Below are 12778 nucleotides of genomic sequence, written 5' to 3' on the forward strand. Positions count from 1 at the left end.
GACCTTGGCGGCGGTCGGCGTGGCCGCTACCGGTCGAACACCGTGTTGCGCTGCGCCCCGACCAGCACGAAGGTGGTGCGCTTCGGCACCTCCTTCAGGCGGGTGGCGCCGATATAGGTCATCGAGGAGCGCAGGCCGCCGGTGATCTCCTGCAGGCTCGCCTTGACCGGGCCGCGATACGTCACCTCGACGGTCTTGCCCTCGGCGGCGCGATAGTCGGCGACGCCGCCGTGATACTTGTTCATCGCGGTGTCGGACGACATCCCGTAGAACTCCATGCCGACCGCGACGCTCTCGCCGTCGCGCTCGACGTGGCGCACCCGCCCCTCGCATTCGTCGTGGCCGGCCAGCATGCCGCCCAGCATGACGAAGTCGGCGCCGGCCCCGAACGCCTTGGCGATGTCGCCCGGTACCGTGCAGCCGCCGTCCGAGCAGACATGCCCGCGCAGCCCGTGCGCCGCGTCGGCGCATTCGATCACGGCGGAGAGCTGCGGATAGCCGACCCCGGTGAGGTCGCGCGTCGTGCACACCGAGCCGGAGCCGATGCCGACCTTGACGATGTCGGCGCCGGCCAGGATCAGCGCCTCGGCCATCTCGCCCGTGACGATGGCGCCCGCCATGATGACGGCGTCCTGGTTCTCGTCGCGCACCCGCTTCACCACCTGCAGGAACTGCTCGCTGTAGCCGTTGGCGACGTCCATGCAGATTTTGGTGACCGGCACCTGCTTGCGCACGAAGGCGAGCTTGTCGAGGTCGTCGCCGGTGATGCCGATCGAGTAGAAGATGTTCTCGGCGATGTCGCTCCTGAAGAACTCGACCAGCCGCTCGGCCGGATAGTGCTTGTGCAGGGCCACCATGGCGCCGAACGGCGCGAAGGCCTGGGCCATGCTGAAGGTGCCGACCGTGTCCATGTTGGCGGCGATCAGCGGGAAGCCGGTCCACTCGTGGCCGGTATGGACGAAACGGAATGTCCGGGTGACGTCGACATTGGCCCGCGACGAGAGGGTCGACCGCTTGGGCCGGATCAGGACGTCTTTGAAATCGAGCTTCGGGTCGGTTTCGATGTGCATGGCGAAGAGTCCGGCCGGTGAACCGGCAAGGGGTGAACCGGCAATGGATGGTCCGCGACGGATGGGGGAGCGTCCGGTGGCGGCGCGGCGAGCGGGGCAATGTAGCAAACAATGCTTCGGAAATCTGAAGATCTGGCCATGCGCGGCGCTCGGGGCACCCTGCGTCTTTTGAGCGCGCGGCGCAGGGCAGGCGGGCGCGACCGCGAGGCGTCCCGCCTGGCGGTCCTGCCGGCCGTCTTTCTCGCGGCCCTCGTCGCGGTGGGGCTGACAGAACCGGCCGCGGCCGAGCCGGCCGGTCCCGAGACGGCTCCCAAGAGCGAGGCCGCGGAAAAAGCCTGCCGGCCGGATCGCTTCGGCGGGCAGGTCTGCGGGGCCGGTGAGACCGCGGTCCGGGTCATCGCCGAAACGGTGTCGCCCTCGGGCCGCCATGCCTTCGCCTGGGGGGCCCCCGACGGCATCGAGCGCGAGCCGGACGTCGAGAATGTCCGCATCGTGCTGGTGCGGCTCGCCGACGGGGCCGTGCTGGCGAAGCTCGGCGGCCACTACTGGTCGACCGGCGAGATGCGGGCGAACCGGCAGGCCGAGAGCGCCGTGTGGGCGCCGGACGAGCGCGCCGTCGTCGAGATCGCGGACAGCCGCTGGAGCACCTATTCGCTCCGCTACGTCGCCCTGGCGAAGGACGGCGCCGCGCGAACGCTCGATCTGCTGCCGCTGGTCGAGACGGCGGCGCGGGCAAGGCTGCGTCAGGCGATGCCGCGTGAGACCAAAGGGCGGGAGTTCATGGTGTCGGGCGACGCGCCGGCCCGCCTCGATGCGCGCGGCCGCCTGAGCCTCGGGGCGACGCTGTTCGTCCCCAAGGCGGACGCGTCGTTCGACCTCGCCATGCGGGTCGCGATCACCCGTGGCAAGGCCGGCACGCCGACCGCCGGCATCGTCTCGATGCGGCAGGTGCCGAGCCGATAGGGCGAGCATTCGGCGGGCGGCCGGCCGCAAGCGTCGGCCGGGGGGCGTTTCGGCACGACGGCTTCGACACCGTTCCGATTGCGGCGCCCGACAGAATCTCTAAGCTCGCGAGTCTCGTCCCGCCGCCCGTCCAACGAGGGCTTTTCCGATGACGAAGACTGTCTCCTGGGTACGCCTCGCGGCGGCCGCCGCGGCCGCTGTGCTCGTGCTTGCTGCCTGTCCCCGTCCTGGTATCGCGCAGGATTATCCCAAGCAGGTGATCCGCCTGATCTTGCCGACCCCGCCGGGCGGCATGGCGGATCTTCTCGGGCGGATCATCGCCCAGAAGGTCTCCGAGAACACCAAGTCGACCATGATCGCCGAGAACAAGACCGGCGCGGCCGGCCTGATCGCCGCCGACATGGTCGCGCATTCGCCGCCCGACGGCTACACGCTGTTCCTCGGCTATCACTCGACCCAGTCGATCCTGCACCTGATCACGGCCAAGATGACCTACGATCCGGTGAAGGATTTTGCCCCGGTCATCTATGTGGCGATCGCGCCCAACGTGCTGATCATCAATCCGTCGGTTCCCGCCAAGACGGTGGCGGAGCTGATCGCCTACGCCAAGGCCAATCCGGGCAAGCTCACCTATGCGTCGCAGGGCAAGGGCACCACGGGTCATCTCGGCGGCGAGATGTTCGCGCAGGCGACCGGCATCGACATCACCCATGTGCCGTATCGCGGCGCCGCGCCGGCCTTGAACGACCTGATCGGCGGCCAGGTCAGCATGATGTTCGACATCGTGCCGCTGGCGCGCGAGCACATCGCGGCCGGCAATGTGCGGGCGCTGGCCGTCACCTCGCCGCAGCGCTCGCCGGTGCTGCCCAACGTGCCGACCACCACCGAGCTCGGGCTGCCCGAGGTGCAGGGCGGCGCCTGGTGGGGCGTGTTCGCCCCGGCCGGCACGCCGAGGCCGATCATCGACTGGCTCAACACCGAGGTCCGCAAGGCGTTCGCGACGCCGGAGGTGCGCGACCGTCTGACCGAGCAGGGCCTCACCTTCGCGCTCGGCACGCCCGAGCAGCTCGCCGAGCACGTCAAGAAGGAGACCGAGCGCTGGGGCGCCGTGATCCAGAAGGCGGGCATCAAGCCGGAATGACGGCAGACCACGGAGATCAGGGCGGGGCCGTCCTCGACAGGAGGGCGGCCCCGTTCGGCTCGCGGGTGCGTGCGGGGGCCGGCAGCCGCTGTCCGATCGCGGCCGAGCCATAACGAAACCCGATAGCCTTGCCAAATCTCGCTATTGGACCTTCGACCGACGAACACCTTAGCGTGTTCGCGGAAGACGCGACTTTTCTGAACGTCACACATCCATCTGCAACGCGAACGCTCCCGCGCCGCCCGGCCGGAGGCTCGCGCGTGCCGCTTCGGCGGTGGCTGATCGCCCGCGTGGTTGTCGCAGTCCCGCAGGGCACGCCGTCTCGGGAACGACGCCGACGTCGCGTCGGACACAAGAACGAGCGGGCTTCCGCCGCCGGCGGCAGCCGACGCAACGAACGGAGGAAGACAGATGCAATCGACCAAGTCACCGAACACGATCGCCGGCGCCTGGACGGCTCTGGCCTGCGGGGTTGCCATCATGACCATGCTGTCCGTACCTGCCGCCGCGCAGGCGAACGTCTTCCAGCTCTCCTCGCCGGCCTTCGCCGACAACGGGCTCCTGGCCAAGAAGAACGCCGGCCGGAACCCCGCCAATCCGAACTGCGTCGGCGACAACGTGTCCCCGCCGCTCGCCTGGTCCAACCCGCCCGCCGGCACCCGCAGCTACGCCATCATCCTGCACGACCAGGAAGGGCGGAACGGCCTCGGCGTGGTGCACTGGCTCGCCTACGGGATCGACGCCTCCGTCACGTCGCTGCCGGAAGGCGCCGGCGACGGCCAGTTCAAGGGCCTCACGGGCGGCAAGAACATCCTCGGCCAAGGCACCTATTTCGGTCCGTGTCCGCCCAAGACCCAGGGGCCGCACCACTACGTCTTCACGATCATCGCCACCGACTTGGAGCCGACCGCGCTCGAGCCGGGCCTGACCATGCCGCAGCTCCTCGAGGCGATCGGATCGCACGCCAAGGCCGCCACCGGCCTGATCGGCCGCTTCGGCCACTGACCGACGCTCCCGAGCCCGCTGCTCTCACAAGGATCGTCCCCATGAAGACCCGCTTCCGTGGACTTCGCTTCGCCACCGCCCTCGCGGCCGCCGTGCTGCTCGTCGCCGCGTCGCCCCGCCCGGGCGCCGCGCAGGACTATCCGAACCGGGTGATCAAGCTCGTCGTGCCGACGCCGCCGGGCGGCATGGCCGACCTGCTCGGACGCGTCATCGCCCAGAAGATCTCCGAGAACACCAAGGCGACCGTGATCGTCGAGAACAAGACCGGCGCGGCCGGCCTGATCGCGGCCGACATGGTCGCCCACTCGCCGCCGGACGGCTACACGCTGTTCCTCGGCTATCACTCGACCCAGTCGATCCTGCACCTGATCACGGCCAAGATGACCTACGATCCGGTGAAGGATTTCGCCCCGATCACCTATGTGGCGATCGCCCCCAACGTGCTGATCGTCAACCCGTCGATCCCGGCCAAGACGGTGCCGGAATTGGTCGCCTGGGCGAAGGCGAACCCCGGCAAGGCCAGCTACGCGTCGCAGGGCAAAGGCACCACCGGCCATCTCGGCGGCGAGATGCTCAAGCAGGCGACCGGCATCGAGATGACGCATGTGCCGTATCGCGGCGGCGCGCCGGCCCTGCAGGATCTGATCGGCGGGCAGGTGACCATGATGTTCGACATCGTGCCGCTGGCGCGTGAGCACATCGCGTCCGGCAAGGTGAAGGCGCTGGCCGTCACGGCGCCGGAGCGCGTGGCGGCGCTGCCGGACGTGCCGACCACCAAGGAGGCCGGGCTGCCCGAGGTGCAGGGCGGCGCCTGGTGGGGCCTGTTCGCCCCGGCCGGCACGCCGAAGCCGATCATCGACTGGCTGAACGCCGAGACCCGCAAGGCCTTCGACAGCGAGGTGCGGGCGCGGCTCACCGAGCAGGGCCTGAGCTTCGGGCTGGGCACGCCCGAAGAGCTCGCCGAGCACGTCAAGAAGGAGACCGAGCGCTGGGGCGCCGTGATCGAGAAGGCCGGCATCAAGCCGGAGTGAGCGATCCGACAGAGCGCCGAGCGTGCGTTTTCGCGCGCGGCGTCCCCGGAACGCCCGCTCCCTGGGCGGGACCAGGCGACGATTCGGCCGGCCGTTATCGATCAGTTTAGATCACGGGAACGTGATCGGGCCGTCACGGTCAATCCCGGCTCCCCGGGTTATGCTGATCTTGGCCAAAGGCCGCGCATGAATCGCGACGGCGAGGTGGCTGATTCCGTACAGATGTGCAGGAGATCGCCATGAGCCAGCCCCTGGTGAGGCCGCGTGTGGCGCTGCGAACCAAGACGCAGCGTCCGCCGCTCCACAAGGTGATCCTGCTCAACGACGACTTCACGCCGCGCGACTTCGTGGTCTCGGTGCTCAAGGCGGTATTCCGCATGAGCGACGACCAGGCCCATGCCGTGATGATGACGGCCCACCGCAAGGATGCCTGCGTGGTCGCGGTGTTCGCCCGCGACATCGCCGAGACCAAGGCCACCCAGGCGATCGAGCTCGGCAAGTCGCAAGGCTATCCGCTGTTCTTCACCACCGAGCCCGAGGAATAGGGCCGGGCGGCGCCGGACGGCAGGCCCTTCCACCGGAACTTCGCCGCCTCAGGCGATCTTCAGATAGCTGAAGCCGTGGCTCTGCAACTCGGCGACCGAGGCCACGCCCGACGGCACGAGCTTGAGGAACGGGTCGCTGCGCGCCTTGGCGACGTCGATGCTCAGCCGCTTGAAGGTGATCTGGCAGAGGTATCCCTCGACCCCGTATTTCGCCAGGCCGGCAAAGCGCGTGTAGAGGTCCGGGTCGACCGTCTGGCTCGCCCACGGCGTGCCGGACACGTCCTCGAGGAAGAACTTCAGTCCCGGGCCGTGCGCCACCACGACGATCTTCAGCCGCATCGGGTCGAAGTCGTAGACCGACAGGTGGTTGCTGATGTTGCCCAGCATCTGGCCGAAGCGGGCCTGGTCGCCGAAGTCGCAGTGGTAGACGCAGGCAAAATCCGTGTCTTTCTTGAACGCGCTGAACGGCAGTGCGGCGGGTGCCGCGCCGGCCCGCCCGGCGCCTGCGAGCGCCGCGCCGGAGGCGGCGCCCGCGAGCGCGAGACTTCCGATGAAACCCCGTCGGCTGGACGTCGTCATTCGTTCCTCCCGATGGCCGCGCGGGCGTTTTGGGCGGCTTTTTGACTGGTTGTCGGTGTCCCGCGACGCCAGTCTACACGGCTGCGCGTCCCCGCGAAGGGGGAACGGATCACAGGCCGGCGAGCACCAGCGCGGCGGCCAGCAGCGCCCCGAAGGCGGTCGGATAGAACGTCGTGGCGAAGCCGAAGGCGCGCGCCGCGGCGCCGCCCGCATAGCCGGCCCAGAAGGCGGCGCGGCCGAGGCTGAACAGCAGCACCAGCAGCGGGATCAGACCCATGGCGTCGAGCGGCAGCACGGTCGCCAGCGCCAGATGAACCACGGCCGCGATGGTCGCCTGCTCGTGGGTGTTCTGCAGCACGGCGCGGGCGATCGCCATTTTGGGGGTCGGCGGCCCAAACCCGCTGCCGCCGATGTCCTTCGGGGAGAAGAACCGCCCCTTGGCGACGGCCCCGATGGTGGCGATCAACCACAGCGCCAGCACGAGATCGCAGCGCAGCGCGAAGGCGAGGCGGTCCGCCGTCGCATCGGAGTCGGGCAGCGCCACAGCGGGCAGCAGGGCGCCGAGGCCCAGCACGGCGGCCGAGACGAGGGCGCCCGTCGCCATGCCGCGAGCGACGCCGCGCTGCTCCGCATCCAACGCCATTGTCAGCCTCCCGGTCGCTGGCAAACTCCTGTCCGCAGCCTACCCCGGACGGCGCGCGGCGGCATCTTTGGCGGACTGCGCTTGCGCGAGCGGGCCGCCCGTCGCCAGGTGACGGGGCACTGAAAGGACTCCCGATGAACCTCGGAGCATTCGTCGCGCTGATCGCCGCCATGGCCGCCGGCGTCGCGCTGCCGCTGCAGGCCGGCGCCAATGCCCAGCTCGCCCGCGCGCTCGGCCATCCGCTGGCGGCCGCGCTGGTGTCGGCCAGCATCAGCGCGCTGTCGATGGTGCCGGTCATGCTGCTGTTCAGGGTGACGCCGCCGACCTTCTCGGCGCTCGCCGCCGCCCCGACCTGGGTCTATGTCGGCGGGCTGTGCGGGATCGGTTTTCTGGCCATTGCCATCACCACGGCGCCGGTGCTCGGTGCCGCGACCTTCATCGCCGTCGCGGTCGCGGGGCAGATGATCGCCTCGGTGGCGTTCGACCATTTCGGTCTGGTCGGATTCCCCGAGCGCCCGGCGACGCCGCTTCGCCTCGTCGGCATTGCGCTGGTGGTGGTCGGCGTCGCCCTGGTGCAGCTCACCGGCCAGCCGAAGGGGCCGTGACGGCGGCGCGTGCATTCGGCAACGTGCGAGGGTGGCGCGGGAATCACGGCGGCGACAGGATGGCGGCAGCGCGGCACCCGACGCGCTTGACATCGCCGGCGCTCCGGCAGTATGGCCCCGCCATGATGTCGAACCGGACCACCTTGCGCGCTGGACTCCGCCGTCGCTCGCTCGACGATGCCGGGTCGCGCCATGTCCGACGACAATGCTGAACATTTGAGGTCAGCACGTTTTCGAGAAGGCCGCACCCCGCAGTGCGGCCTTCTTGCTTTCGGGCCGCCTGCTCATTCCGGATCAGGAGCCCGACATGACCATCCAGACCCCATCGTTCGATGCCTTGATGGAGATCACGGCACGGCCGCCCATCGTCTTCGTCAGAGGCGAGGGTGCCTGGCTGTGGGACGACAGCGGCCGCCGCTATCTCGATTTCGTGCAGGGCTGGGCGGTGAACTGCCTCGGCCACGCGCCGGCGCTGGTCGCCGATGCTCTGGCCGAGCAGGCCGGGCTGCTGCTGACGCCGAGCCCGGCCTTCTACAATGCGCCGGCGATCGCGCTGGCCGAGGCGCTGGTGGCGCAGAGCTGCTTCGATCGCGTCTTCTTCACCAACTCCGGCGCCGAAGCGATCGAAGGCGCCATCAAGCTTGCCCGCAAATACGGCGCGCTGCATCGCGGCGGCGCCCATGAGATCATCACCTTCGACGGCGGGTTTCACGGACGGACGCTGGCCGCGATGTCGGCGTCCGGCAAGAAAGCCTTCGAGCCGCTGTTCGAGCCGAAAGTGTCGGGATTTCCGAAAGCGCGGCTCAACGATCTCGAGTCCGTGAAGGCGCTGATCGGAAACCGGACCGTCGCGGTGATGCTCGAGCCGATCCAGGGCGAGGCCGGCGTGCGGCCGGCCACCGTCGAGTTTCTGCAGGCGCTGCGCGCCCTGACCTCCGCGCACGGCCTGCTGCTCGTCGTCGATGAAATCCAGACCGGGATCGGCCGCACCGGAACGCTGTTCGCCTACGAGCAGGCCGTCATCACGCCCGATCTGATGACGATCGGCAAGGGCATCGGCGGCGGCGTCCCGCTCGGTGCGCTGCTCGCCACCGAAGCCGCGTCGTGCTTCGAGCACGGCGACCAGGGCGGCACCTACAACGGCAATCCACTGATGTGCGCCGTCGGCGTCGCCGTGCTGCGGCAGATCGGCCGCCCGGCGTTTCTCCGGGCGGTGCGGGAGGCCGGGGAATTTCTGCGCAGCGAATTGCAGCGGCTCTCGGCGCGGCACGGCCTCGGCGAGGTCCGCGGCCGGGGCCTTCTGCTCGCGCTCGATCTGCAACGGCCGATCGGCGGCGCAGTCTTGGCGCAGGCGCGCCAGGGCGGGCTGCTGCTCAACGCGCCCCGGCCGGATGCGCTCCGCTTCATGCCGGCCCTCGACGTGACCCGCGACGAGATCGCCGCGATGATCTCGATCCTCGACGGCGTTCTCGGCGACGTCCTCGGCGGCGTCGCGGCGCCGTAGCCGGGCGGAGCGCGGCGGTGCGCCGGAGCGATCGAGAGTCCCGGATGTCCCCCGTTCCGTCCTAGCTTCCGCTCGCTGCGTCCGGACGGTGCTTCCGCCGAAATCCGGATGCCACGCCGGCCGGTTCGGGCTAGGGTCCGGCCGTCGACCATCCTGCAAGGAGAAGGCATGCCCGTTCCGACCCGCCGACAAACCCTGTCGGTCCTCGGCCTCGTCGCCGCATCGGCCGTTTCGGCCGGCCTCGTCCGCCCCGCTCACGCACAATCCGGAAAAACCATGACCACCGCATCAGGCTTGACCATCACCGACATCGAGATCGGCACCGGCGCGACGCCCACCCGCGGCCAGACCTGCGTGATGCACTACACCGGCTGGCTGTTCGAGAACGGCGCCAAGGGCAAGAAATTCGACTCCTCGCACGACCGCGGGCAGCCGTTCGAGTTCCCGATCGGGGCCGGCCGGGTGATCAAGGGCTGGGACGAGGGCGTCGCCACCATGCAGGTCGGCGGCAAGCGCACCCTGGTGATCCCGCCCGAGCTCGGCTACGGCGCTCGCGGCGCCGGCGGCGTCATCCCGCCCAACGCCACCCTGAACTTCGACGTCGAGCTGCTGGGTGTGAAGTAGGGGGCGCGGAGAGGAGGCGCGGTCACAGGTCATAGGGTGGGCATGCGCAGCATGCCCACGGGTGTCGGCGCATCGATCGGCCGGTGGAGCGTGTCGGCAGGGCGGCTCGCGCCTTTGCCCGCCCGACGCCGGCTTCAGCGGGGCTGGCCGAACATGGCGTCGCGCAAGGCCACCGCCCGGGCGAGGCCCTCCTCGGTGAAGACGACCGACTTGGACAGGAATTACGGTGACAGTGCACTCAATTGCCCCCGCGAGGATCGCTTGATCGCCGGGTATATGCGCCGGAGTCAATTGAGTGCACTGTCACCGTAACCCAATTGAGTGCACTGTCACCGTAACCTCACCGTAACCTCACCGTAACCTCGCTGTCACAGTAACCTCGCGTAACCTCGTGAAGTCTGTCGGAAAGTCGGATGTGGGAAATCCGCACGTCCGGTTCGATGAGCGGGGAAGGGAAACGGAGCGTTGCCGAATGGCTCGAGCCACCGCGCCCTTCCTCGACTCCACAATTGCTGTCACCGCAATTGCAGGCGCCTTGTGCCCTTAAAGGAGGCGTGTGGGGCGTTATTTGAGCTGAAAACACGCGCGCGTTGGCGCGCGAAAAAAAATGACCAAATATCACAGACTCGTGTTTCGCCGGACGGCAGGCGGTGCCGGTAGGCTCGCACGATAGCAGGGGGAGAGCCGCCGATGATCAGCGACGAGCAATTGCGCCTGCTGTTCGAGTCAGCGCCGAATGGCATGATCGTTACGGATCACGCCGGGCGCATCATGTTCGTCAACGCGCACGTTGAAAAGCTCTTTGGCTATTCTCGCGACGAACTGATTGGAAATCCGATCGAGACTCTGATGCCTGAGCGGTTTCGCGCGGGGCATGCGGGATTGCGTGATGCATATGCGCGCAACCCTCAACCGCGACCGATGGGATCTGGACGCGACCTGTATGGACGCCGGAAGGACGGGGACGAGTTCCCGTTGGAGATCGGCATCAATCCGTTCCGCTCTGACAGCGGGACCTTCGTGGTCGCTTCCGTTGTCGATATCAGCGAGCGGAAGCGGAACGAAGAGCACATCCGCTTCATCATGAACGAGCTGTCGCATCGTTCGAAAAATCTCCTGATGGTCGTTCTCGCCATCGCGAACCAGACGGTCCAGCGGGCGATCAGTTTCGGCGAGTTCCAGAAGCTGTTCGAGGACCGGCTGATGGCGATTGGGCGCTGCCATGATCTCCTCGTCGAGGAGGGTTGGGCGGGCGCCTCGATCGACGCGCTCATCAGTGCGCAAACTGAACCGTTTGCCGATATCGCCGCTCGCATAGACGCGGCAGGACCGGCGATAATGTTCCATCCGGAGGCGGCGCAGAATATTGGACTCGCTTTCCACGAACTCGCGATGAACTCGGTGAAGTACGGGGCCTTGTCCTCTCCCGACGGGCGCGTCGTGATCCGGTGGGATGTCGACCAGGCGCACACGCCCAAGCGATTCCGTCTGACCTGGGAGGAGCAAGGAGGGCCGCGCGTCGATCCTCCGCGCCATGAGGGCTTCGGGCACAAGCTGCTCAGTCGCATCGCGAAAAATTCGCCCGACGGGGCGGTGGGCGGACTTGCGTTTCGACCTGAGGGATTTTCCTGGCGGCTTGAATGCCCAGAAGAGCTGGTGATGCGGCAATAACGACGCATTGCAGCGAAAGAAACAGGCGGTGGGTCGTCTACGCGATCGCCGACAGGCAAAGGGTCGCCCCCGTCACCGGGCGGCCTTTTTCGTTCGTGCTGACGGTTTGGAGTCGATGGCCGGTATGTCGAGCGTGTGGGGGGTCTGACCTCATTTCCTCCCGATTGCCGACGCGATTGCGGACCTGGGGCAACCGGAGGAGATCAGCGGGGTGTTCTCCGGATTTCAGAAGCGCGTAGGGTGGGTCAGCGCCGAAGGCGCGTAACCCGCCATTCGGCGGATGACGTGGGATTTGACCGGTGGGTTACGGCGCTTCGCGCCTAACCCACCCTACGAAGAACCCGGGCTACGCTTGCTACGAAGGATCCGGGCTACGCTTGCTGCTCAGTCGCATCGCGAAAAATTCGCTCGACGGGGCGGTGGGCGGACTTGCGTTTCGGCCCGAGGGATTTTCCTGGAGGCTTGAATGCCCGGAAGAGCTGGTGATGCGGCAATAACGACGCATTGCAGCGAAAGAAACATGTCGCGCCGCAAGATCTTTGTAGCCCGGGTCGAGCGCATCGAAACCCGGGTTCGGCGACAGCCGCTGACAAGAAAGCCCCGGATTTCGCTTCGAGGCTGGGCAAGAATCGGCGGCTTTGCCGAGGTATGATTCGTCTTATGACGAATCGCCCATTCAAGGCCGGCGTGAGCCGGGCGCAACCCAGTCTTCTGCCGCCGAGCGTGGAGGACTATGTCGGACCGGACAATCCGGTCCGGGCGATCGAAGCCTATGTCGAGGCGCTCGATCTGGCGAAGCTCGGGTTTCAGCATGCATCGGTTCTGGGCAACGGTGCGGGTCAGCCGCCGTATGATCCGGCCGACCTGCTGAAGCTCTATCTCTACGGCTACATCAACCGGGTCCGCTCGTCGCGCCGGCTGGAGCGGGAGGCGCAGCGCAATCTCGAGCTGATCTGGCTGTTGCGGGGGCTGACGCCCGGCTATCGCACCATCGCCAAGTTCCGCCAGGACAACTGGGCTGCCCTCAAGGCGGCGAACCGCAGCTTCGTGCTGCTCGCCCGCGAGCTCGGCCTTTTGGGCGGCACGCTGGTGGCGATCGACGGGGCGTTCTTCGACGGCAGTGCGAGCAAGGGGAGCATCGCGACGCGCAAGCGGCTCGCCGCCGAGCTTACGGCGATCGAGCGCGACATCGAGGCTTACGGCGCGGCGCTCGATGCGAGCGACGCCGCGGAGGCGGCTCCTCCGGACGGCGACGATCGCAGCACCGGGGGTGGCGGCGACGTCGGGCGGAAGATGTCGACCCTGATGGCGAAGCGGGCCAGCCTGAAGGCCGATCTCGACCGGCTGGCGGCGAGCGGCGAGACGCAGGTGTCGCGCACCGACGCGGACGCCCGGCT

At 68.1% G+C, this 12778-nt stretch carries 13 protein-coding genes; 10 read left to right on the forward strand and 3 right to left on the reverse strand.

Annotation, left to right across the window (positions count from 1 at the left end; translation table 11 throughout):
* Window positions 1–26: 26 nt before the first annotated feature.
* Window positions 27–1070, reverse strand: a complete 1044-nt coding sequence (locus HXX10_RS17685; RefSeq protein ID WP_296524112.1) for a GMP reductase — start codon at window positions 1068–1070, stop codon at window positions 27–29.
* A gap of 138 nt (window positions 1071–1208) precedes the next feature.
* Between HXX10_RS17685 and HXX10_RS17690 the strand changes: the two genes are divergently transcribed.
* The 5 genes from HXX10_RS17690 to clpS all read left to right on the forward strand — a co-directional run bounded on the left by HXX10_RS17690 (window position 1209) and on the right by clpS (window position 5755).
* Window positions 1209–2033 (forward strand): hypothetical protein, encoded by an 825-nt coding sequence (locus tag HXX10_RS17690; protein ID WP_296524113.1) that lies wholly within the window; start codon window positions 1209–1211, stop codon window positions 2031–2033.
* 148 nt (window positions 2034–2181) lie between these two features.
* On the forward strand, window positions 2182–3174 hold the full coding sequence (locus tag HXX10_RS17695; RefSeq protein WP_296524114.1) for a tripartite tricarboxylate transporter substrate binding protein: 993 nt from the start codon (window positions 2182–2184) through the stop codon (window positions 3172–3174).
* A 411-nt stretch (window positions 3175–3585) separates the two neighbouring features.
* The gene (locus HXX10_RS17700) at window positions 3586–4179 is read left to right on the forward strand and encodes a YbhB/YbcL family Raf kinase inhibitor-like protein (protein WP_296524115.1); all 594 of its coding nucleotides are present in this window, start codon (window positions 3586–3588) and stop codon (window positions 4177–4179) included.
* Window positions 4180–4220: 41 nt separating this feature from the next.
* Window positions 4221–5210: a tripartite tricarboxylate transporter substrate binding protein gene (locus HXX10_RS17705; protein ID WP_296524116.1), complete on the forward strand. Its 990-nt coding sequence runs from the start codon at window positions 4221–4223 to the stop codon at window positions 5208–5210.
* A 239-nt stretch (window positions 5211–5449) separates the two neighbouring features.
* The gene (gene clpS, locus HXX10_RS17710; protein ID WP_296524117.1) at window positions 5450–5755 is read left to right on the forward strand and encodes an ATP-dependent Clp protease adapter ClpS; all 306 of its coding nucleotides are present in this window, start codon (window positions 5450–5452) and stop codon (window positions 5753–5755) included.
* Window positions 5756–5803: 48 nt separating this feature from the next.
* Here the strand turns inward: clpS and HXX10_RS17715 are convergent, their stop codons facing one another.
* Entirely contained in the window at window positions 5804–6334 is a 531-nt protein-coding gene (locus HXX10_RS17715; protein ID WP_296524118.1) for a DsrE family protein, read from the reverse strand.
* Window positions 6335–6443: 109 nt separating this feature from the next.
* Window positions 6444–6977, reverse strand: a complete 534-nt coding sequence (locus tag HXX10_RS17720; RefSeq protein ID WP_296524119.1) for an MAPEG family protein — start codon at window positions 6975–6977, stop codon at window positions 6444–6446.
* A 134-nt stretch (window positions 6978–7111) separates the two neighbouring features.
* Between HXX10_RS17720 and HXX10_RS17725 the strand changes: the two genes are divergently transcribed.
* The 5 genes from HXX10_RS17725 to HXX10_RS17745 all read left to right on the forward strand — a co-directional run.
* The gene (locus tag HXX10_RS17725) at window positions 7112–7582 is read left to right on the forward strand and encodes a DMT family transporter (protein WP_296524120.1); all 471 of its coding nucleotides are present in this window, start codon (window positions 7112–7114) and stop codon (window positions 7580–7582) included.
* Between the two features lie 307 nt (window positions 7583–7889).
* Window positions 7890–9086: an acetylornithine transaminase gene (locus tag HXX10_RS17730; RefSeq protein WP_296524121.1), complete on the forward strand. Its 1197-nt coding sequence runs from the start codon at window positions 7890–7892 to the stop codon at window positions 9084–9086.
* Between the two features lie 168 nt (window positions 9087–9254).
* Complete coding sequence (locus HXX10_RS17735; protein ID WP_296524122.1) at window positions 9255–9710, forward strand: FKBP-type peptidyl-prolyl cis-trans isomerase; 456 nt, start codon at window positions 9255–9257, stop codon at window positions 9708–9710.
* Between the two features lie 690 nt (window positions 9711–10400).
* The gene (locus tag HXX10_RS17740) at window positions 10401–11381 is read left to right on the forward strand and encodes a PAS domain S-box protein (protein WP_296524123.1); all 981 of its coding nucleotides are present in this window, start codon (window positions 10401–10403) and stop codon (window positions 11379–11381) included.
* A 660-nt stretch (window positions 11382–12041) separates the two neighbouring features.
* A partial coding sequence (locus tag HXX10_RS17745) for a transposase (protein WP_296524124.1) occupies window positions 12042–12778 on the forward strand: 737 nt, incomplete at its 3' end.

This window comes from Rhodoplanes sp., assembly GCF_013377085.1.
Taxonomy (GTDB): Bacteria; Pseudomonadota; Alphaproteobacteria; order Rhizobiales; family Xanthobacteraceae; genus Rhodoplanes.